Raw genomic sequence first — 22,307 nt, forward strand, 5'->3', positions numbered from 1 at the left:
CACCGCATATGAAAAAATCATTATACCGGGGGCTGACGGCCCTCACCCTGAGCACCGCTCTGGCCGGCCTGAACACGTCCTGCACCAAGGACCTGGACCAGACGCCCAAGTATGAGCTCACGCCCGACAAAGTGTACGTGAGCCTGCCCGCCTACAAGCAGGTGCTGGCCAAGCTCTACGGCGGCTTCGCCCTGACCGGTCCTTCGGGCCCGGGCTCGGGCGACATCGTGGGCATTGACGCTGGTACGTCGGACTACATCCGCCAGTACTGGAGCGCGCAGGAGTTGACCACCGACGAGGCCGTGATTGCCTGGAATGACCCGGGCGTGCAGGAGTGGCACCGCATGAACTGGGATGCCACCGACCCCCTCACCCGCGGCCTCTACAACCGGATGTACTACGAAATTGCCATTTGCAACGAGTTCATCCGCGAAGCATCCGACGACAACCTCAGCAGCCGCTTGGGCAGCGGCGACCAGGGCGAAGCCAAGCGCTACCGCGCCGAGGCCCGCTTCCTGCGCGCCGTGGCTTACCTGCACGTTATCGACCTGTTCGGCAACGGTCCCTTTGTGACGGAGAAAGACGCCATCGGCGGCCCGCTGCCGAGCTACGCTACCCGCCAGCAGCTGTACAGCTACGTGGAAAGCGAGCTGCAGGCCCTGACCACCGAGCTGGCCCCGGCCCGCACCAACGAGTACGGCCGCGTAGACCAAGCTGCCGCTTATGGCATGCTGGCGCGTTTGTACCTGAACGCGGGCGTTTACACCGGTACCCCACAGTACGCCAAAGCCGCCGAGGCTGCCAAAAAAGTGGTGGACTCCGGCTTCAGCCTGAGCACGACTGCCTCCGGGCGCGTGTCGTCGGCTTACGGCCGCCTGTTCCTGGCCGACAACAACCTGGCCCCGGCCAAGGATGAAATCATCTGGCCCGTTATTTTCGACGTGAACAGCGTGCAGAGCTACGGTGGCACCACCTTCCTGGTGAACGGCGCCACTAGCGGCGCCGACGCCACCTGGCAGCGCCTGGTGGGCCAGTCCACCGGCTGGGGCGGCCTCCGCACCACCAGTGCCCTCGTCGACAAGTTCTTCCTGGCAGGTGGCGACACCGCCAAGGACCGTCGGGGTCGTTTCTACACCACCGGCCAGACGCTGGCCATCAACGACCTGAGCCAGTTCACCCAAGGCTTGGGCGTGCTGAAATTCCGCAACATCAACTCGGCCGGTGCTCCCCAGGGCGCTTCGCTCAACTTCTCGAGCGTGGACTTCCCGATGCTGCGCCTGGCCGACATGATGCTGATTTACGCCGAAGCCGCCACCCGCGGCAACGCCGACCGCAGCATTGCCCTCGGCTACGTGAACCAGCTGCGCCGCCGCGCTTTCGGCCTGCCGATTGCTACGCCCAGCGCCGTGGCCGACATCACCGATGCCCAGATGACCAGCGCCTTCATCCTCGATGAGCGCGCCCGTGAGCTGCACTGGGAAGGCACGCGCCGCTCCGACCTCATCCGCTACAACCAGTTTGTGGAAGGCACCTACCTGTGGCCCTGGAAGGGAGGCGTAGCCAACGGCCAGTCGGTGAATGCCAAATACAATTTGTTCCCGCTGCCGGCCTCGGACCTGGCGGCCAACCCCAACCTGAAGCAAAACACGGGCTACTAGCCTGCGCCTGGGAGAAGCCGCCCTGCGGCAGCTTCTCCCACGGGCTGCTTTCATTTCCTAACCGACGCGCACCGCTGCTCCCGGTGGCACGCCTTCGCAAACTGCGAAGCCCGATTCCGGAGTACGTACCGTTTCTGTTTTCTCTTTTAACATTCCCTATAACCATGAAAAATTGGCTTACCCAAGCAGCCGTCGGCTTGTTTGCCGTAGCTGCGCTGGCATCTTGCTCGAAGGACGAGAACAAGGTTACCGTGGCGCCTTCGGCAACGAGCACGCTCACGGCTTCCGCCAACTCGGCGGTGCTGACCCAGGCAAACGCGGCCCAGACGGCCATCACGTTTAACTGGACGCCGGTGACTTTCGCACTCAGTGGCACCGACTACAAAAAGGCCCCGGCGGTGACTTACGAACTGCAGGTGGCAAAGTCCGCCGACGGCTTCGGCTATCCGGGCATCATCAGCGTGACCGGTACAGGCACGTCGAAAGCCGTTACGGTTCAGGACCTGAATACGGCCCTTACTTTCCTAAACGTGACGCCTGGCGTGGCTACGCCGGTATTCGTGCGCTTGGCCGCTGGTGTAGGCACCGACCGCCACAGCTTCGTTTCGAACGCCGTGCCCCTTACGGTTACGGGCTATAAAGTGTGCCTGCCCCCGAACTCGGACGTGTGGTCCATCATCGGCCCCGCCGGTGTGGACTGGAACACCGACGTGCCGCTGGTGTACAACTGCGACACGAAAACCTATGACCTGACCCGCAACCTGAACGCCGGCGAGTTTAAGTTCCGCAAGAACAGCGACTGGGGCGTGAACTACGGCGGCAACTCGCCCACCGGCGGCGCGCTGGTAGCCAACGGCTCGAACATTGCCGTGGCCACGCCCGGTCTGTACACCATCAAGTTCAACCTGGCCACCCTGACTTATACCGTAACCCGCTAAACCGGATTACACGGCCGCGCTACCTGCCTCTGGCGGTAGCCAAACAACCAAAGAGGCAGCCCGCAAGGCTGCCTCTTTTTTGCCCTTGCCGGCCCACTTTCCGGGCTGCTTGCTACTTTCGCTACTTCTTCACCACTCCCTCCCGCATGATACTTATTGCCGACGGCGGTTCCACCAAATGCAGCTGGTGCCAGCTCGACGACGCGCACAACCGCGTTTACTTCAATACCGAAGGGTACAACCCCGACTTTATCGACACGGCCGGCATTGTGGCCTCGCTGAACCAGCATCTGCCCGATACGCTGCCGCGCGACCAAGTGCGCGACGTGTATTTCTACGGCGCCGGGGTGTCGTCGGCCCAAAAGGCCGAAGTCATTGCCGGGGCCCTGCGCCAGCTCTTCCCCAACACCAAGGCCCACGTGACCGAGGACCTGCTGGCCGCCGCCCGAGCGCTGCTGGGCCGCAAGCCCGGCTTTGCCGCCATCTTGGGCACGGGCACCAACTCCTGCCTCTACGACGGCGAAAAAATCACCTACAACGTGGATTCGCTGGGCTATTTCCTGGGCGATGAGGGGTCGGGGTCGTTTTTTGGCAAGCGGCTGCTGCGTGACTATTTGCGCGGCCTGCTGCCCGACGGCCTGCAGGAAGCCCTGAAAGAGGAGTACAAGCTGGGCACGCGCAACGAAATCCTTGACCGCCTCTACAACCAGCCGTTGCCCAACCGTTACCTGGCCAGCTTCGCCAAGTTTGCCTACGACCACAACAACGTGAGCTACTGCCGCGACATCGTGCTCGAAGGCTTCGAAACGTTCTTCCAAAACCTGGTGCTGCACTACCCGCGCTATCAGGAGTACAGCTTCAACTGCGTGGGCTCGGTGGGCTACAATTTCCGCGACGTACTGACGCAGGTGGCCAAAAACCACGGCATGGAAGTGGGCAAAATCATCCGCTCCCCTATCGATGACCTAGTGGCCTACCACGAAGAGGACTTATAGGCTGAGCTCCTGGGCAACTGCTATTGCCAATGAACCTACTGCAAACAAAAAGGCCGCTTCCAACTGGAAGCGGCCTTTTTGTTTGCATGAAAACGTTCTTAGTGCTGCACCACCAGTCGGATGGTCTGGCTGAGCTGCGGCGTGGTGAGGCGCACGAGATACACGCCCTCGGCCAGCCCTTGCACGGGCAGGCTCACGCTGTGCGGGCCGGCGGCTTGCGGCGCGGCCGTGCTCACGGTGCGCACGGTGGCGCCCAGCAGGTTTTGCACAGTCATCGTGACGGCGGCCGGCGTGGGCAGCTCGTACTGCAGCAGCGCGGTGCTGGCGGTGGGGTTGGGCGAAGCCGTGAGGCGTAGCACCGCGGCGGCCGCCTGCGTGCGCGTGGGCAGCAACGTGGCCTTTTTGATGCGGCGCGAGGTGTACACGGCGTAGGCGCCGGGCTGCAGCGTAATCAGGGCGTTGGGATTCGTGACGGTGATGCTGTCGCCGCTGAGGTAGTTATACCACTTACCGGTGGTCTGGAAGGCCGGGTCGATGGTGGTGGCGGTCACGTCGAAGTTGCCGATGATGGTCACCTTCGTGTTGGCGTCGCTCAGGTGAATGGACTTGGCCGCGCCGGCCAGCGACTGCGTGTAGGTGGTGGGGTTTTCAAACACCGGCTCCTTTTTCTTGAGCGCGATGAGGGCCCGGTACACCTCGTAGAGCTGGCGGCGGTTCGCGTTCTGGTAGTAGTTCCACAGGATGGGCTTGTTGCCCACGCGGCCGTTCTGGTCGATGCTGATGTCGTAGCCCAGCTCGCCAAACTGCCAAATCATCTTCGGGCCGGGCACGGTGAGGAAGAAGGCCGCGGCGGCTTCGGTGCGGGCCAGGGCGGTGTTCAGGTCGCGCACGTTGTGGGCGGGGTTGGCCTGGTTGCCATAGGTAATGTTCTTGAACATGAGCCGCTCTTCGTCGTGGCTTTCCATGTACGTCACCAGGTTCGGGCTGGCAAAGTTGCGGGTGCCGTAGTACCCGCCGCTGAAGTTCGAGGTGCTGACGTAACCCATCGTGGCTTCGTTGTAGTTGTAGTTCATGTTGCCCCACAGCATCATGCCGTAGTCGGCCAGAACCCGCTCTTCGGAGTTGTCGGCGAAGTGCTCCAGAATGCAGTACACGTTGCTGTCCACGACCTTCATGGCGTCGTAGTAGTCCTTCCAGATGTTGATGCGCGACTGGTCGTAAGCGCCCCAGGCCCCCACGTTGGTGGGGTTGTTCACCTGCGTGAAGCCCTTGCTCAGGTCGAAACGGTAGCCGTCGACGCGGTATTCCTGCAGCCAGAACGCCATCACCTGCTTCGAGAAGTACTTGGTAAACGCGCTTTCGTGGTTGAAGTCGTAGCCCACGTTGAAGGGGTGCGTGGGGTCCTGGTTGAACCACGGACTGTTGGCGGCGGGCTTGCCGGTGGCGTTGTCGAAATACATCTGCACCATCGGCGACTGGCCGAAGGAGTGGTTGAGCACCATGTCGAGCACCACGGCCATGCCGCGGCGGTGGCACTCGTCGATGAGGCGCTTCAGGTCATTTTTGGTGCCGTAGTACTTATCGGGCGCGAAGTAGAACGACGGGTTGTAGCCCCAGCTCTCGTTGCCCTCAAACTCATTGATGGGCATCAGCTCGATGGCGTTCACGCCCAGGCGGCTCAGGTAATTGAGCGTGTCGCGCAGGGTCTGGTAGTCGTGGCGGGCCACAAAATCGCGCAGGTGCAATTCATAAATCACCAAATCGGCGCGGCTGGGGCGCTGGTAATTGGTCGTCGTCCAAACGTACGGCGCCTGGTTGGTTTGCAGCACCGACACGTTCCCGGTGGTCGCGCCCGTGGGGTAGGGCTTCAGGTTGGGGTAGGTCACGCTTGGGATGAACCGGTCGTCGTTCGGGTTCAGGATTTTCTCGCAGTACGGGTCGGCCACGCGCAGTTCGCCATCTACCAAATACTGGTAGGCGTACTCCACGCCCGGCGTCAGGCCGTTGATTTGCACCCACCAGCGGTTGCCATCTGGCGTGCGGTTCATGAAGGCCGAGTTGGGCGTCTGCCAGTTGTTGAACTCGCCGATGGCGTACACAAACTGCTTGTTCGGCGCCGTCAGGTTCAGAATCACCGACGTGCCGCCGTTGAGGTAGGTAATGCCGTCCTTGGCACCGGCGGGCAGGGCCGCCGTCACCACCGTGGGGCGCACCACAAACACCAGCGAATCGACGGCCTGCGACGTGCCGCTCACCGCCGTAAAACGCACCACGCTGCGGCCCGTCTGAGAAATGGTAATGTTAGACGTCAGCGTGGTGGCGTTGGTTTGCTGAGCCACTTGGGTGCCGTTGAGGGTAAAAGCCAGGTTTGCCGAGGCCGAGGCGGCGCCGGTCACACTCACCTGCGTGTTCTGGTTCACAAACAGTGGGTTGCCGTTGGTACCCGGCGCGGGGCTGGTGATGCGGGCCGTGAGCGCCGCTTGGGCGGCATCCACAAAAATGTCGCCGCCGCCCGCCGCCCGGCCCACCACGGTGCCGTCGGCATTTTTGAAAATCATGCCCAGGCGCAGCAGGGTTTCGCCGGCCGGAATGGGGTAATAGGTGCGCGGCGTGAAGGTGATGCGGTAAATGTTGGGGTTGCTGGCGTCGCGCGTCATCAGCGCGGTGGGGTCGGCCTGGTTGAAGGTGGTGCTGTGCACGTTGCGCCAGTTGGTGTTGCTGGTGCTCAGGTTGGTCACGGTGCCGGTCCAGATGTAGACGTTGCCGGTGAAGTTGGCCAGCGCGCCGTTGCCCTGGGTAGCGTCGAAGGTGATGGTCACGGGCGTGGTGTCGGTGAAAAACACCGGCGACGTGGTGACCACCTGCGCCTGAGCCGTCCAGGCCAACAGGCTGCACAGCAGCATGGTAATGCGGGTAAATGTTTGCATTGGGGAATTTTTGGTGGGATGGATGAAGGAACAACAAGGCCCCGCGTAAGGCCGTGTGCAAACGATAGCGCAAGATACAGCTTCTGGCCTCTTCGTGGTGCAAAACCGCCTACCTTTGCGGCTGATTCTTGCCCGCATGACGTTTATTGCCTGCCCATTTGTTCCCGTACGACGTTGGCTGTTGGTGGGGCTGTGGGCCGTGGGCGGACAGGCCCTGGCGCCCGCCGCCGCCGCGCAGAATCCCGCCCGCGCCGATAGCACCGTGCTACTCGCACCGCAAACAGCTGCATCGGCGTCACCCGATTCGTTGGCGATGCGCCGGCGCCGCCTGCGCCTGCTAGTAGGCGGCTCGGCCGTGGGCTACGGCGTCATCTACACGGGCCTCACCACGGCCTGGTACACCGGCGAGCGGGTGCCGCTGCACTGGTTCAACGACCTGCCCGAGTGGCAGCAGCTCGATAAGTGCGGGCACTTTTGGGGCGCCTTTCAGGAAAGCCGCGGCGCCGTCGACATGCTGCGCTGGGCCGGCCTGAGCGAGAGAAAAGCCATTTGGTACGGCTCCTTTGTGGGGTTTGCCATCCAGAGCCCGCTGGAAATTCTGGACGGGCGCGACCCGGAGTACGGCGCGTCGGCCACCGATTTGGCCGCTAATTTCCTGGGCTCGGCGGGCCTGCTGGCCCAGCAGCTGGCCTGGCACGACATCCGCATCATGCCCAAATGGTCGTTTCACCTCACCGGCTACGCCCAGCGCCGCCCCAACGTGCTGGGCAGCAACGTGCCCGAGCGTTGGCTCAAAGACTACAACGGCCAGACGTATTGGCTCTGCACCGACGTAGGCGCTTTTTTGAAGCCCGGCAACCGCTGGCCGCGCTGGCTGCAGCCCGCCCTGGGCTACGGCGGCGAAGACATGGTGTATAACGACGACGCCACCAACGCCGCCGCCGGCCTGCGCCCCTACCGCCAGTTTTACTTGTCGCTCGACGTGGACCTGCGGCGCATCCCCACCCGAAGCGTGGTGCTCAAGCGGGTGTTTTACGCCCTGAGCATTTTCCACCTGCCGGCCCCGGCCCTGGAATACAACCCACGCAACGGTTTCGGCTTTCACGCGCTCTACTTATAGGCCCGAGCCGGCTAAAATCCGTTAGTAAAACCCGAGCGGCCCCCGTTGCCCGTACTTTTGACGAACTCACCTGCCCCGGGCGGCCGTTCTTCACACCGAAAAGCTGACCTCGGAGCGGGCAAATTAGAACTGTTATGAACGTAGGAGATAGAGTCCGGCTGCTGACCGGCACCGAAGAAGGAATCGTTACCCGCCTGCTCGACAGCGAGCTGGTGGAAGTGGCCATCGACAACGATTTTACCATTCCCGTGCTGCGGCGCGAAGTGGTGGTGGTGGCCCAGGAAGAAGGCAAGAATTTCGACCGCGCCGCCCCCGACCTGGGCCCCGGCCAAGTGCCCGGCCGCAACGCCAACGCCAGCAAAAAAGACAAAAGCAAGCGCCCCGGCCAGCCCGCGGCCGCATCCCGGCCAGTCCAGCCTTCGCTGCAGGAAGCCCTGGCCGCGGCGGCTTCAAGCGGCGCCGGCATCGCCAAGCCAGCCGGCATTGTGTCCGGCGCGACCGGCGCCAAGCAGCCAGCGGCCGCCAAAGGCTTATTTCTGGCCCTGGTGCACCAGTCGCCCGAGCTGCTGGCCGTCACGCTCATCAACAACACCGAGGCCGACGTGCTGTACACTTATGGCGAAGAAACCAGCGCCCGCCCCTACCGCGCCCTGGCCGCCGACAAACTGGGCCCCAAAGCCAGCAGCAAGCCCCTCTCCTTTCTGCATCTGAAGGATTTTGAAACCTGGCCGGCCGTGGTGTTTCAGCTGCTGCCCACCAGGCTCAACGGCGACGCTGCCTACGAGCTGCTCACCAAGCGCCAAGCCTTCAAAGCCAGCACTTTCTACAGCAGCCAGAAACCGGCGCCGGTAATTGGCAAGGAGGCCTACCTCTTCCAGCTCGACGAGAAAGCCGCCGCCTCCATCGCGCCCGAGCAGCTGGCTCAGGAGGCCCCGGCCCCGGCCCCGGCGCCCGCCCCCGCCACGCCGGCCGGCGTGGATGCCGCCGCGCTCAAAGCCCAGCTCAGTGGCGATGCACCGGCCAAGCCGGCAGCCGTGGTAGCGGCCGCTGCGCCCGCGCCTGCCGCGCCGGTCGTAGCCCCGCCCCATGAGTTCGACCTGCACCTCGAAGCCTTGCGACCCGACAACAAGGAAGAGCTGAGCAACACCGCCATTCTGCGCCTGCAGCTCGATGCGTTTGAAGACGCGCTGAGCCGCGCGCTGGCCACCAACATGCACGAAATCGTGTTCATCCACGGCATGGGCAACGGCGTGCTGCGCAAGGAAATCCACCGCCAGCTGAGCCGCAACAAGGACATCAAGTTCTTCGAAGACGCTCGCAAAGAGAAATTCGGCTTCGGTGCCACGCTGGTGCGCTTGAAGTAGCACTTCGGGCTTCTCGCCGGACAATAAGAACGTCATGCAGAGCGCCAGCGAAGCATCTCGCGCGCAAGAGTAGATAATTACTTCTGCACGCAAGATGCTTCGCTGGCGCTCTGCATGACGTTCTAATTTCTTTCAAATCCCTTTCCTACCATGTACGACCTCATTGGCGATATCCACGGCCACGCGGCCGAGCTGCATCGGCTGCTGAAAAAACTGGAATACGCTCCCGATGCGCAGGGCATTTATCGGCATGCGGCGGGACGCCAGGTCATTTTTTTGGGCGATTTCATTGACCGCGGGCCGGCCATCCGGGAGACCCTGCAGGTGGTGCGCGGCATGGTGGACGGCGGCGCGGCCCTGGCTGTGATGGGCAACCACGAATACAACGCCCTCGCGTTTTGGGAATTTGACCCCGGCGGAGGGCACCTGCGGCCCCACTGGCCCAACCACATTCTGCAGCACATGGAAACCATCAAGGAGTTCAGCAGCAAGGAGCGGTTTGCGGAGTGGCGCGAGTTTCTGGCGTGGTTTCGCACGCTGCCGCTGTTTCTGGAACTGCCGGGCCTGCGCGTGGTGCACGCCTGCTGGGATGTCCGCTACATTGCCTACCTGCGCGAGCAGCTGCCCGACGCGCGGCTGACGGAAGACTTTCTGCTGCGGGCCAGCCGCGTGGGCTCCGACGAGTTTGCGGCCATCGAAGTGACTCTGAAAGGCCACGAGACGCTATTGCCCAACGGCCACCATTTCTTCGACAAAGACGGCCACCGCCGCACCCGCGTGCGCACCGCGTGGTGGCGCGACCCGGCCGCCTCCACCTACCGCAGCTACTTCCTCGAAGCCATTGAGGCGCTGGCCGACCAGCCCGTGGACGTGGCCGCCCTGCCTAACTCCAGCTACTATCAGGACGAAACGCCGGTGTTTTTCGGCCATTACTGGCTCAGCGGCGAGCCCCAGCTGCTCACGCCGCATTCGGTCTGCCTCGACTACAGCGTGGCTAAGGGCGGCGAGCTGGTGGCCTACCGCTGGCACGGCGAGCAGGTGCTGACGCCCACCGGCCTGGTGCGGGCCTGAAATCGGCCATTTGGCGGGGATAAAAGCAACGGAGCCCGGCTTGTGGCGTTCTTTTGTGCTTTCGTCAACAGCCCCTGCTCCGCAACATGCGTTTCCTTTACCTGCTGCTCCTTTCTCTGCCGGCCCTGGCCCAGCCCACGCTCCCCGTGCCGCGCAACCTGCAGGCCACCTTCGCCAAAGGCACCCGCGCCGAAAGCGGCCAGCCCGGCCCCAACTACTGGCAAAACACTGCCGACTACGACCTCAACACCACCTTCGACCCCACTATGCGCCGCGTATCGGGCACCGTTGACATCAAATACCAAAACAACAGCCCCGATTCGCTGCGGCAGGTCTGGTTCAAGCTCTACCCCAACATCTACCAGAAAGGCGCACCTCGCAGTCGCATTTTCTCGGCGGCCGACGTGGGCGAGGGAATGAAAATCACCTCCCTCACCATCAACGGCGAGGTGTTCAACGTCGCGAAGCTGGCCATCGACGCTACCAATATGGCCGTGCCGCTGCGCCGGGCCATTGGCGCGCGGCAAACGGCCACGGTGAAGGCGACTTATTCTTACGTGCTCAACAAGGGCTCGCACCAGCGCACCGGCGAGGTGGAGCCGGGCGCCGACTTTGTGGCCTATTTCTTCCCGCGCATCGCCGTGTACGACGACATCGACGGCTGGAACCGCGTGCCCTACACCGGCGACCAGGAGTTTTACAACGACTTCTGCAATTTCAAAGCCGCCATCACGGTGCCCAAGAACTTCGTGGTGTGGGCCACCGGCGACCTGAAAAACGCCGACCAGGTACTCACCAAAAAGTACGCCCAGCGCCTGCGCGATGCGGAGCAGAAAGACGCCGTGGCCTTCGTTATCTCGGCCGAAGATGCCCAGCGCCGCGACATCACCGCCCAGAACCCGCAGAACACCTGGCGCTTCGAGGCCCGCAACGTGACGGACTTCGTGTTTGCTACCGCCGACCATTACGTGTGGCGCTCTACCAGCTTGGTGGTGGACCCCGCTACCAAGCGTCGCACCCGCGTTGATGCCGTGTATAACCCCAAGCACAAGGACTACGAGGAGGTCATCGACTTCAGTCGCAAAACGGTGGAGGCCATGAGCTACACCTTCCCGAAGTGGCCCTTCCCCTACGCGCACGAAACGGTGTTCGATGGTCTCGACCAGATGGAGTACCCCATGATGGTGAACGACAACCCCACCGAAACCCGCGAGGACGCCATCACCCTCACCGACCACGAAATCTTCCACACGATGTTTCCCTTCTACATGGGCATCAACGAAACGAAGTACGGCTGGATGGACGAGGGCTGGGCCACCATCGGCGAATGGCTGATTTCGAGCCTCATCGACCCCAAGCTCGACGACGACTACGGCGTGGCCCGCTACGCCAGCAGCGCCGCTACCGAAAATGACGCGCCGGTGGTCACGCTCAGCACCCAGCAGACCGGGATGCCGTTTTTCCTCAACTCCTACCCCAAGCCCGGCATGGGCTATTTGTACGTGAAGGACCTGCTCGGCGACGAGCTGTTTACGCAGGCCTTGCACACCTACATCCGCCAGTGGAACGGCAAGCACCCCATGCCCTACGACTTCTTCAACAGCATGAACGCCGGGGCGGGCCGCAACCTGAACTGGTTCTGGCAGCGCTGGTTTTTCGACGCCGGCTACCCCGACCTCGCCATCGCCGGCGTGACTAAAACCGCCACCGGCTACGATGTCCAGGTGCAAGCCAAAGGCAGCAAGCCTGTCCCCGTCGACCTCACCGTCACCTTCGCCGACAACACGACCCAAAAATTCCACCGCACCATCAGCGTCTGGGAAACGGGCGCCACGTCGGTCACCGTGCCCGTAGCCACCAAGCAACCCGTGACGCGCGTGACGCTGGGCAGCACGTTGGTGCCGGACAGCTACCCGAAGGATAATGTGTGGGAAGGGAAATAGCCGAAATTTTAAAAATCATGGAAATAACCACTAACTCTGGACGAGCCGAAATTAATGGCTTACCAAACCACTGTCCTTTTTGCCATTATTTGATTCGACCCATTCCTCTCTATGGGTTGAATATTGGACAAAATCAACAACTGGATGTGTTCATGGCATGCCCTAATTCAATATGCAAAAAAGGGTTTATTGCATATTATAACTACAATTACATTAATAACGATTACAACTATTCGGGAGGTATGACTTCAGGAAACATTATCCGAAAAGAAATCCCTACTTCTGTTTCGGGTATTTCTACTCAATTTGGTGTAATCTATAATCAAGCGTTTGCAGCAGAGCAGCAATCCTTATTTGAAATCTGTGGCGTTGGTTATAGGAAAGCACTTGAGTTTCTTATAAAGGATTACGCAATCGAAAAAGAGCCATCTAAACAAGAAACAATAGAGAAAAAAGCTCTTATGGCCTGCATTAATGAGTACGTGAATGATACTCGAATTAAGTTGGTAGCAACACGTGCAGTTTGGCTTGGCAACGATGAGACACATTATGTCAGGAAATGGGAAGGCAAAAACCTAGACGACCTGAAAAGACTGATAGACTTGACAATGCACTGGATTGAAATGGAGAAATTGACAGAAGGATTTGGAGTTGATATGCCAGAGAGCAAAAAATAATAGAACCTTTCCGTTTCAACAGCTTAAATTTGCCCGCAGTGATGGGTCGCCCCACCGCGGCGCTTTCGGGCGACGAGGAAAGTCCGGGCAACGCAGAGCACCTTGCTTCCTAACGGGAAGGACTGGCGCAAGCCAGGACAGCGAGTGCCACAGAAAATTACCGCCTACGTCGCCCTCGGGCGGCCGGTAAGGGTGAAAAGGTGCGGTAAGAGCGCACCAGCGGGCGGGTAACCGTCCCGGCTGGGTAAACCTCAGGGGTTGAAAGACCAAATAAGCTGGTACGCCGGCTTCTTCGGAAGCATCGGCACCGGGCGGCTCGTCCGGCGCCAGCGGGTAGGTTGATGGAGCCTTTCCGCGAGGACTGGCCTAGATAAATGGTGGGGCAGCTGCCTCGGCAGCGGACAGAACCCGGCTTACAGACCCATCACCCCACAACAAAAAAGGCCACTCCCGCACGGAAGTGGCCTTTTTTGCTATCCAAGCAGTAAGCAGTAAATAGGAACGTCATGCTGAGCGCAGTCGAAGCATCTCTACCACGCAACGTAATCAGTTACTACTGAGGTAGAGATGCTTCGACTGCGCTCAGCATGACGGGCAAGAGCTCAATTTTCCTATTTTTTATTATTGGCCCGAATGGCCTTCACCTCGGTTGCGCTCACGGCGCTGGCTTTGTTGCCGAAGGAATTGCGCACGTAGGTGAGCACGGCCGCAATCTGGGCATCGGTGAGCGACTCCTGGGCGGGCATCACGTTGTTGTAGGGCTCGCCGTTGATGTCGACGCCCTGCAGGCCGTTGAGCAGCACCTTGGTGAGGCGGGTTTTGTCGCCCAGCACGTAGTCGGTCTTGGCCAGCGGCGGGTTCAGGCCGTCCACGCCCAGACCGTCGGCCTGGTGGCAGCTCAGGCAATTTTGCACGTAAACCGATTTGCCTTGCGCCAGCACGGCGGCGGGCACGCCCACGGCTTTTTTGGCGGGCGCTTTCACGGGTGGTTTCTTTTGGGCGGCGGCAGGACCGGCCGACAGGGCCAGCAGCGACAGCATCACGAATAGCTTCTTCACGAGCGGGCTTAGTTCTTGTTATACACGATGCGGAAAATGGTGCCAGCCTTGTCGTCGCTCACATAGAGCGACCCATCGGGCCCCTGGGCTAGGCCGCAGGGCTTGTGGTCGGCGCGGCCAGCGGCCACCTTTTCGGGCGAGCCGGCGAAGTTATCGGCAAAAATCTCCCACGGGCCGCTCGGCTTGCCGTTTTTAAAGGGTTGAAACGCCACGTAAAAGCCCTTCTGAGGCTCAGGGGCCCGGTTCCAGGAGCCGTGGAATGCGATGAAGGCCCCGTTGCGGTACTTCTCCGGAAACATGGTGCCGGTGTAAAAGAGCAGGGCATTGGGGGCCGTGTGGGCCGGGAAGGCCGCAGCGGGCTCCAGGTACTTGGGGTCGGCTTCCTTTTTGCCGTCGCCGCCGTACTCCGGGGCCAGCATTTTCTTTTTCTTGATGGGGTCGTAGTAGAGGTAAGGCCAGCCGGCATTGGCACCTTTCGTGAGGCCGTACAGGCACTCGGCGGGCAGCTCAGCCGATTGCTTGGTGTCGTACATCTCGGGGAAGATGTCGTGCAGCTGGTCGCGGCCGTGCTGCATCACAAAGAGTTGGTTGGCCTGGGCGTTCCAATCGAGGCCCACCACGTTGCGCAGGCCCGTGGCGAAGCGCGAGCCGCTGCCGTAGCCCTGGTTCAGCTTGTCGGCCCGAAACTGCCAGATGCCGCCCGCCGAATCCAGAATCGGGCAGTTTTGCTGGCCCAGCGAGCCTTTCTGCCGGTCTTTGATTTGACAGGAGTTGGAGTAGGCGCCGATGTTGACGTAGAGGTTGCCGGCATTGTCGAGGGCAATGGACTTGCTCTCGTGCTGGCGGCGGTTGATGAGGCCACTCACTATTTTTTCGGGCTGCGTGGGGTTAGTCACCTCCCCTTTCGCATCCAGCTTGTAGCGGTACACGTCCTCATCCGACGAGGCGTAGAGGTAGCCGTCTTTCACGGCGATGCCAGTGCCGCCGTAGCTCCCGAAACCATCCGTGACGGTGGCCTTGCCGGTGGCCGCCGGCTTCAGCTCCAGAATTCCTTTGCCGTCCTTGGGCCGGTTCAGCTTCACGTAGATATTGCCCTGGGGAGTCACGGCAAGGTGCCGGGCCCGGCCGCCGGTTTCGGCCACCACCAGCGCGCCGAAGCCGGAAGGCAGCTTGAGGCCGGCATTGTTGGGGTCGGGGGCCACGGTGGGTCGGCTGGCGAGGGAATAGAGGCCGAAGCTGCTGGCCAGAGCTGCCGTCAGCAGCAGCGGACGGGTGAAGTTATTGTTCATGGATGGAAATGTTGGTTGAATGGGGCGAAGTAGAGACGCAACATCTTGCGTCTCGTCGTTGAACGGTAACACTGAACGAGCCAGACCGTGCCGTTCAAATAAACAACATCAGCAACGACGAGACGCAAAATGTTGCGTCTCTACCTCGTTCAATATCCTGCCTTAAACTCCCAACGCCGCTTTTCGTTACCTTCGCCCCTCTCCATTTGCATTCCATCGTATTCCATCCCGCATGCCCCGCATCCTCATCATCGACGACGAAAAAGCCATCCGCAACACGCTGAAGGAGATTCTGGAATTTGAAAGCTACACCGTCGACCAGGCCGAAGACGGCCCCGCTGGCCTCGATTTGCTGATTCAGCAGAAGTACGACGTGGTGCTCTGCGACATCCGCATGCCCAAAATGGACGGCCTCGAAGTGCTGACCCGCGCCCAGGCCATGGGCACCGACGCCGCATTCATCATGGTATCGGCCCACGGCAGCATCGACACGGCCGTGGAAGCCACCAAAAAAGGCGCCTACGACTTCCTGCCCAAGCCCCCCGACCTCAACCGCCTGCTCGTGACGGTGCGCAACGCCCTCGACCGCACCAAGCTGGTGAGCGAAACCAAGACGCTGAAAAAGAAGCTCTCCGTCACGAAAGGCTCCGAAATGGTGGGCTCCTCGGCCGCCCTCGGCGCCGTGCGCAAAGCCATTGAGAAAGTGGCCCCCACCGACGCCCGCGTGCTCATCACTGGCCCCAACGGCGCCGGCAAGGAGATGGTAGCCCGCCAGCTACACGAGCAAAGCAACCGTGCCCAGGGCCCCCTGGTGGAAGTAAACTGCGCCGCCATCCCCTCCGAGCTCATCGAAAGCGAGCTGTTCGGCCACGAAAAAGGCTCGTTCACCTCGGCCGTCAAGCAGCGCATCGGCAAGTTTGAGCAGGCCGACGGCGGCACGCTCTTCTTGGACGAAATCGGCGACATGAGCCTCTCAGCCCAAGCCAAGGTGTTGCGCGCCTTGCAGGAAAACAAAATCACCCGCGTGGGCGGCGAGAAGGAAATATCTGTAAACGTGCGCGTCCTGGCGGCCACCAACAAAGACCTGCTCCAGGAAATTGCCGACCGTAATTTCCGCGAGGACTTGTACCACCGCCTCTCGGTAATTCTGATTCAGGTGCCGGCCCTTAATGACCGCCGCGAGGACATTCCCGAGCTTATCCAGAAATTCCTCAACGACATCGCCGCCGACTACGGCAACAAGCCCAAGAAAATCGACGCCGCCGCGCTGGAATATTTGCAGAACCTGGACTGGCGCGGCAACATCCGCGAGCTGCGCAACGTGGTGGAACGACTCGTGATTATGAGCGACGATACTATTTCAGAAGGCGACGCCAAGGCGTTTGCTGGGAAGTAGTTCTAAACACCAATGAAATAGAGCAGTAAATCCTCGATGATTTAAGCACGGCGGATTTACCGCTCTATTTTATTATTCCACTAAAGCAGGCATAAGTTTCAACTGCACCTTATATAATCTGGCAAACTGCTACAATGCACTTTATGGCACCTTTTTAACCGTGATGGCATAAGGTTCGAGTGAGAAGCTATTCTTTTTGAGCAGTCCCTTATTCACAATTACCCAATCAAAATCTGCTTGATTTTCGTTTGAACATACCAGTTGATAAGTCTTTCCTTTTTCCAAAAAGTTCTTCTCATAAAATCCAGGGCAGGTAATAATTACCCCGATGGAACTGCTTGGGTAATCAATACCTGTAAGGTCGAGTACTTCAAATGCCACAACTGTTGCCCAAGCAAAGTATCCACAACCTGGCGTCAGTTGGACTTCCTCGATAATTTTTCCGGTCAAGTTGAATTGCTGCCCGCGAACAGAACCGGTCTGGCAGTATGCAGTCGAACAAATTATCGAGAAAAGCCCTGCGAATATGAACGGCTTCATTAGCTATAACTACCACACCTGATTTATTGAGTACAATGATAATTCGGTTTAGGCATAATACATAATAGCTAAGTGCCTGTTTTACACCATCTGATTACACCCGCGCACGTCCGAATTATCCATCCGGCCCAGCACCTCAAAACCGCCGTCCGCGTGCATCCGCGCCAGGTCCTTTGTCTCGATAAAAGCGCAGGAATCAATGTTGGCCAAGTCAATCACATTAATAGCTCCATCCTTCCGGTCGCCGATTGAAAACGGGTCCGACGGGTCGCGCAGCAGCACGCGCAGCGGCGCGGGGCTGTGAAAGCGGCCGTCGCCCAGCGAGTAGGCTTGGCTGAGCAATTCGGTCATGCCGTACTCGGAATGAATGCCGGCCGGGCCAAATGCCTGCTGCAGTTCGGCGTGCAGCTCCTCGCGAATCATCTCGCGGCGCCGGCCTTTCATGCCGCCGGTTTCCAGCACGGTGAGGCCTTGTAGTTCCGGGGCGGCACCGGCTTCGGCGGCAAAGTCGAGCAGGGCGTAACTCACGCCGATGAGCATGACGCGGCAGCCGGACACTCGTTTGGCATCGGCCAGGGCGGCGCGCAGGGCGGCGTGGTCGTGCAGAAAAAACGCAGGCTGCGCCTGCCCCGACTGCCGGGCGAAGTAGTCGACCATGGCCACCAGCGAGGAATTGCCCTGCTCCAGGTACGAAGGCAGCAGCGCCAGGAAAACCCACCCCGAGAGCGGGCCATAGTATTGCTCGAAAATGCGGGCCGCGTTTTCGCGGTACAAAGCCGGGTCGCGCACCAAGTGGCGGCTGCGCTGCTGCAGGGTGGTGCCGCTGCTCAGAAAGAGCTCCTGCGCCTCCCACCGGGCGGGCTCGGTGCGCACTTCGTGGGTTTTGAAAAATTCGATGGGCAGAAAGGGAATGTCGGCCAGTTGGGCCATCGCGGCAGGCTTGCGGCCCAGTTGCTGTAGGTATTCGGCGTAGGGCGGGCAGTGCGCGGCCTGGTGCCGGAACAGGGCCAGCGCAGCCGCCTCAAACGACGAAGCGGTGACGGTGGGCAGCGCTTGTAAAAAATCGGTGCGGAAACTCATGAGCGGGAAACGCGGTTGGCAACGCAGACCGAACCAAGCAGCCCGGCAAATCGTTGGGAAAAACGTACTTTGGCGGCAATTCCGCCGTTGTGCTGCTGTCTATTCACTTCCTGCCTCTATGAACTCGCTTCGTACCCTTGCCGCCGTCACTGTTTGCCTAGTCGGGCTATCCCTCAGCAGCTGCCTGAATGCGCCTGAGTACCCCGATACGCCCTCCATCGACTTCAACTCGCTCACAATGGTGCGGAACAAGCCGGTGGGCCAAACCGAAATCGACACGCTGAAATTTGCGCTCGACTTCCGCGACGGCGACGGCGACCTGGGGCTCTCCGATGAAGACATTAAAGTGGCGCCTTGGAACCAGACTTCGGGAGGACCCAACCAGCGCGGCTACAGCTACAACTACTTCATTCAGCCGTACAAAAAAGTAAACGGCGGATTTGTTAAGTTTATCAACGCGGGCGGATTTGAGGGCGAATACGACGGCCGGTTCCTCCGCCTCGACGAAGTCGAAGCCCGGCCGGCGCCGCTCAAAGGCACGCTCTACTACAAGCTGCCCATCAACATCGACGGGGCGCCTTTTTTCCCCGGCGATGTGCTGAAATTTGAAATCAGCATCATGGACCGCGCCCTGCACCGCAGCAACGTCATCACCACCTCCGAAATAACGCTGGGCCGATAGCCCAGCGTTTTTCGTTTGCCCCGGCCCAAGGACCTTGCCGCCAGGCCGGGGCAGCCGGTTAATAAATCTCCGGGAATTTCTCGGGCGCGACCTCGCTCATCAGCTCGTACACCGTGTCGAACACGTCTTCCACGTTGGGCTTGCTGAAGTAGTCGCCGTCGGAGCTGTAGGCGGGGCGGTGGGGCTGCGCGGCCAGGCAGCGCGGCTGCGAGTCGAGGAAGCGGTAGGCGCCCTGCTCATCCAGCACGTGCTGCATCATGAAGGCGGTGGCGCCGCCGGGCACGTCCTCGTCGGCAAACAACACGCGGTTGGTTTTCTGCAGGCTGTCGGCGATGACGTGGTCGGTGTCGAAGGGCAAGAGCGTCTGCACGTCGATGACTTCGACGGAAATGCCCACTTCGGCCAGCTGTTTGGCGGCATCCATCACAATGCGGCACATCGAGCCGTAGGTCACTACCGTCACGTCGGTGCCGGCTTGCAGCACCTCGGGGCGGCCCAGCGGCAGCGTAAATTCGCCCACGTTGGCCGGAATGGTTTCTTTCAGGCGGTAGCCGTTCAGGCACTCAATCACGAGGGCGGGCTCGTCGCTGCGCAGCAGCGTGTTATAGAAGCCGGCGGCCTGCGTCATGTTGCGCGGTACGCACACGTGCATGCCCCGAATGCTGCCCAGAATCATCTGCATGGGCGAGCCGGAGTGCCAGATGCCCTCCAAGCGGTGCCCGCGCGTGCGCACAATGAGCGGGGCTTTCTGGCCGCCCTTGGTGCGGTACTGCAGGCAGGCCAGGTCGTCGCTCAGAATTTGAATGGCGTAGAGCAGGTAGTCGAGGTACTGAATTTCGGTGATGGGGCGCAGGCCGCGCAGGGCGGCGCCTATCCCCTGCCCAATGATGGTGCACTCCCGAATGCCGGTATCGGTGATGCGCAGCTCGCCGAACTTCTCCTGCAGGCCAGCGAAGGCCTGGTTCACGTCGCCAATCTTGCCTACGTCCTCGCCGATGGCGAAAATGGTGGGGTCGCGCTGGAAGTTGGCGTCGAAGCAGGCTTGCAGCACTTCGCGGCCGTCTACCTGCGGCGCATTGGGCGCGAAGGTAGCGGGCACTTCTTCGATGTTGCCCACGGCCAGCTCGCTCTGACTGAACAGGTTGGAGTTGTAGCGGTCGGCGTTTTCGGCAAGCAGCTGCTCCAGGTGGCGCTGAATGGCGCGGCGGCCGGCGCTGCGCTTCTCGTTGCGCACCTGACGCAGGGCGCGGCGCAGCGTCCGCACAATGTCGGCCCGGATGGGCGTGGGATTGGCTTTCAGCTGCTCCACCAGGTCGTGCATGCTGTTTTCGGTGCCGTGGTCGGCCACCAGCTTGTTCAGCAGCGCCACGGCCTCGTCGCGCTCGGCCTTGATGGGGTCGAAGAAAGCGGCCCAGGCGGCTGTGCGGGCCGTTTTGATGGTGGCGGCAGCGGTTTTTTCGATATCGTCCAGCTCCAGCTCGGTGGCGTGGCCTTCGGCCAGCAGCCACTCGCGTAGTTTGTGCAAGCAGTCGTGGGCTTCTTCCCAGCTCAGGCGGTCCTTGCTCTTGTAGCGCTCGTGCGAGCCGCTGGTGCTGTGGCCCTGCGGCTGGGTGAGCTCCGTGACGTGCACCAGCACGGGCACGTGCTGCTCGCGGCACACGGCGGCGGCGCGTTGGTAGGTGTCCACCAGGCCGGCGTAGTCCCAGCCGCGCACCACGTAAATCTCGAAGCCCGGCTCCCCTTCGCCCTCGCGCTGCAGGCCGGCCATGATGGCCGAAATGCTCTGCTTGGTGGTTTGGTATTCGGCCGGCACCGAGATGCCGTAGTGGTCATCCCACACGCTCATCAGCATGGGCACCTGCAGCACGCCGGCGGCGTTCAGAGCCTCGAAAAACATGCCTTCCGAGGTGCTGGCGTTGCCGATGGTACCAAAAGCAACCTCGTTGCCGTTGGTGGAGAGTTGCGTAAACTGGTGCAGTTCGGGGTTTTGGCGGAACAGCTTGGAGGCGTAGGCCAGGCCCAGCAGGCGCGGCATCTGGCCGCCGGTGGGCGAAATGTCGGCCGAGGAGTTTTTGGTTTGGGTGAGGTCGCGCAGGTTGCCGTCTTCGTCCAGCATGCGGGTGGCGAAGTGGCCGTTCATGGCGCGGCCGGCGGTGGCGGGCTCGGCTTCGGCGTCGGGGTTGGCGTAGAGCTGGGCGAAGTACTGCTCCCAGGTCAACTGGCCAATGGCCACCATGAAGGTCTGGTCGCGGTAGTAGCCGGCGCGAAAGTCCCCGTTCTGAAAGGCGCGGGCCATGGCTAGCTGCGGCACTTCCTTGCCGTCGCCGAAGATGCCAAACTTGGCTTTGCCCATGAAAACCTCCTTGCGGCCGGCCAGCGAGGCGTGCCGGCTTTCCCAGGCCAGGCGGTAATCATTGAGAAAATCGGCCTTGGTAAGGGACGTGGTTAGCGCGGGCAGGGCAGTTTCGGCGGCGGACATAAGCAACAATAGGAGGAGGTGGGAATTCTGGATAAGGGTGTGCACAGCCGGGGCCGTGCTGCAAAAATACGGAATCGGGCCCGGCTGGGTGGCGCCGGGGCTTTGGCCGTATATTTGGGGATGGAACGCTGCGGTATTTGAAACGTCAAGCCGACTAGCAGAACGTCATGCAGAGCGCAGCGAAGCATCTTGCCCGCCACCACTGACTGAATGCGTTGTGCGACAAAGATGCTTCGCTGCTCTCTGCATGACGTTCTGACTTTGCTTTAATTGAAAACGCCCGTCATTTCGATTTCACTTATGAAAAAACTTCTGACTCTCTGCCTGCTCACGTTTGCCGTGGCGGCCCGCGCCCAGGGCGTGATGCAGTTCGAAACCGACAACCACGACTTCGGCAACGTGCCCGAAGGCACCATGGCCACCCACGAGTTCAAGTTCAAGAACACCGGCAACCAGCCCGTGGTGATTGCCAACGTGCAGGCCAGTTGCGGCTGCACCACCCCCGACTGGACCAAAACCCCGGTGATGCCCGGCAAAACCGGCATCATCAAGGCCATGTACAGCAGCGCCGGCCGCCCCGGCGTTTTCAATAAAACCGTGACCGTGACCAGCAACGCCGCCGAGCCCAGCAAGGTGCTCAGCATCAAGGGCACGGTGCTCACCAAAGACCAGATGAAGCCCATGCTGACCCCGGCCCAGCTGGCGGCCTCGCCCCACCTGGTGCTGGCCCAAACCAGCCACGACTTCGGCAAGATGGAGGCCGGCCAGCAGCCCACCGCCCGCATTGTGGTGAAAAACACCGGCAAAACCGAGCTCGTGCTGGGCGCCCTCACGTCCAGTTGCTACTGCGTGGGTTATAAGGCCTCGCCCAAGCCCATCGCGCCGGGCCAGAGCGCCGTGGTGGAGCTGCTCTACAGCCAGCGCCAGCTGGGCCAGGTGAGCGACGTGGTGACCATTGCCTCGAACGACGTGAGCGGCGATGCCAAAATCACGCTGCGGGCCACCATTGTGCGCGACCTCAGCGGCAACAGCATGGTGAAGGAAAGCGGCACGGCCGTTCCGTTCAAATAAATTGCCGAGCGGCGGCTCC

Annotated in this window: 17 protein-coding genes and 1 other RNA gene; 12 read left to right on the forward strand and 6 right to left on the reverse strand. The window is 61.1% G+C overall.

The features are described from left to right. The first annotated feature begins 8 nt into the window (after nt 1–8). The 3 genes from MUN81_RS12935 (at nt 9) to MUN81_RS12945 (ending at nt 3,591) form a co-directional block, all read left to right on the forward strand. On the forward strand, nt 9–1,658 hold the full coding sequence (locus MUN81_RS12935) for a RagB/SusD family nutrient uptake outer membrane protein (protein ID WP_245110982.1): 1,650 nt from the start codon (nt 9–11) through the stop codon (nt 1,656–1,658). 164 nt (nt 1,659–1,822) lie between these two features. Next, complete coding sequence (locus tag MUN81_RS12940) at nt 1,823–2,596, forward strand: SusE domain-containing protein (RefSeq protein ID WP_245110984.1); 774 nt, start codon at nt 1,823–1,825, stop codon at nt 2,594–2,596. 146 nt (nt 2,597–2,742) lie between these two features. Then, nucleotides 2,743–3,591: an N-acetylglucosamine kinase gene (locus MUN81_RS12945; protein WP_245110986.1), complete on the forward strand. Its 849-nt coding sequence runs from the start codon at nt 2,743–2,745 to the stop codon at nt 3,589–3,591. Between the two features lie 98 nt (nt 3,592–3,689). On the opposite strand, the gene MUN81_RS12950 is transcribed toward MUN81_RS12945, so the two are convergent. After that, entirely contained in the window at nt 3,690–6,518 is a 2,829-nt protein-coding gene (locus MUN81_RS12950; protein ID WP_245110988.1) for an alpha-amylase family glycosyl hydrolase, read from the reverse strand. Between the two features lie 136 nt (nt 6,519–6,654). Between MUN81_RS12950 and MUN81_RS12955 the strand changes: the two genes are divergently transcribed. The 6 genes from MUN81_RS12955 (at nt 6,655) to rnpB (ending at nt 13,125) form a co-directional block, all read left to right on the forward strand. Further along, on the forward strand, nt 6,655–7,638 hold the full coding sequence (locus MUN81_RS12955; RefSeq protein WP_245110990.1) for a DUF2279 domain-containing protein: 984 nt from the start codon (nt 6,655–6,657) through the stop codon (nt 7,636–7,638). A gap of 134 nt (nt 7,639–7,772) precedes the next feature. Next, nucleotides 7,773–9,002 carry a Smr/MutS family protein gene (locus tag MUN81_RS12960; RefSeq protein ID WP_245110993.1) on the forward strand — a complete coding sequence of 410 codons (1,230 nt, stop codon included), beginning with the start codon at nt 7,773–7,775 and terminating at the stop codon, nt 9,000–9,002. 150 nt (nt 9,003–9,152) lie between these two features. Further along, complete coding sequence (locus MUN81_RS12965; RefSeq protein WP_245110996.1) at nt 9,153–10,073, forward strand: metallophosphoesterase; 921 nt, start codon at nt 9,153–9,155, stop codon at nt 10,071–10,073. Between the two features lie 86 nt (nt 10,074–10,159). Further along, a complete protein-coding gene (locus MUN81_RS12970) occupies nt 10,160–12,016 on the forward strand; it encodes a M1 family metallopeptidase (protein WP_245110999.1) in 1,857 nt (618 codons plus the stop codon). Nucleotides 12,017–12,033: 17 nt separating this feature from the next. Next, the gene (locus tag MUN81_RS12975; protein WP_245111002.1) at nt 12,034–12,693 is read left to right on the forward strand and encodes a DUF4145 domain-containing protein; all 660 of its coding nucleotides are present in this window, start codon (nt 12,034–12,036) and stop codon (nt 12,691–12,693) included. Between the two features lie 38 nt (nt 12,694–12,731). Continuing rightward, an RNA gene (gene rnpB / locus MUN81_RS12980) (RNase P RNA component class A) lies at nt 12,732–13,125 on the forward strand. Between the two features lie 179 nt (nt 13,126–13,304). On the opposite strand, the gene MUN81_RS12985 is transcribed toward rnpB, so the two are convergent. Next, nucleotides 13,305–13,751, reverse strand: coding sequence for a cytochrome c (locus MUN81_RS12985; protein WP_245111005.1), 447 nt, complete (start codon nt 13,749–13,751; stop codon nt 13,305–13,307). Between the two features lie 8 nt (nt 13,752–13,759). Then, nucleotides 13,760–15,040, reverse strand: a complete 1,281-nt coding sequence (locus tag MUN81_RS12990) for a PQQ-dependent sugar dehydrogenase (protein ID WP_245111006.1) — start codon at nt 15,038–15,040, stop codon at nt 13,760–13,762. Between the two features lie 232 nt (nt 15,041–15,272). Between MUN81_RS12990 and MUN81_RS12995 the strand changes: the two genes are divergently transcribed. After that, nucleotides 15,273–16,436 carry a sigma-54 dependent transcriptional regulator gene (locus MUN81_RS12995; RefSeq protein WP_245111008.1) on the forward strand — a complete coding sequence of 388 codons (1,164 nt, stop codon included), beginning with the start codon at nt 15,273–15,275 and terminating at the stop codon, nt 16,434–16,436. Nucleotides 16,437–16,577: 141 nt separating this feature from the next. Here MUN81_RS12995 and MUN81_RS13000 read toward each other — a convergent pair whose 3' ends face one another. Together MUN81_RS13000 and MUN81_RS13005 are read right to left on the reverse strand one after the other, a co-directional pair. Continuing rightward, nucleotides 16,578–16,976, reverse strand: a complete 399-nt coding sequence (locus MUN81_RS13000; protein ID WP_245111011.1) for a hypothetical protein — start codon at nt 16,974–16,976, stop codon at nt 16,578–16,580. Between the two features lie 81 nt (nt 16,977–17,057). After that, nucleotides 17,058–18,056 carry an acyl transferase gene (locus MUN81_RS13005; RefSeq protein WP_245111012.1) on the reverse strand — a complete coding sequence of 333 codons (999 nt, stop codon included), beginning with the start codon at nt 18,054–18,056 and terminating at the stop codon, nt 17,058–17,060. 118 nt (nt 18,057–18,174) lie between these two features. Between MUN81_RS13005 and MUN81_RS13010 the strand changes: the two genes are divergently transcribed. Next, nucleotides 18,175–18,738 (forward strand): hypothetical protein, encoded by a 564-nt coding sequence (locus tag MUN81_RS13010; RefSeq protein WP_245111014.1) that lies wholly within the window; start codon nt 18,175–18,177, stop codon nt 18,736–18,738. Between the two features lie 58 nt (nt 18,739–18,796). On the opposite strand, the gene MUN81_RS13015 is transcribed toward MUN81_RS13010, so the two are convergent. Continuing rightward, entirely contained in the window at nt 18,797–21,217 is a 2,421-nt protein-coding gene (locus MUN81_RS13015) for an alpha-ketoacid dehydrogenase subunit alpha/beta (protein ID WP_245111015.1), read from the reverse strand. Nucleotides 21,218–21,517: 300 nt separating this feature from the next. Between MUN81_RS13015 and MUN81_RS13020 the strand changes: the two genes are divergently transcribed. Continuing rightward, complete coding sequence (locus MUN81_RS13020) at nt 21,518–22,288, forward strand: DUF1573 domain-containing protein (RefSeq protein WP_245111017.1); 771 nt, start codon at nt 21,518–21,520, stop codon at nt 22,286–22,288. Nucleotides 22,289–22,307 lie beyond the last annotated feature (19 nt).

This window comes from Hymenobacter sp. 5317J-9 (assembly GCF_022921075.1).
Classification (GTDB): domain Bacteria; phylum Bacteroidota; class Bacteroidia; order Cytophagales; family Hymenobacteraceae; genus Hymenobacter.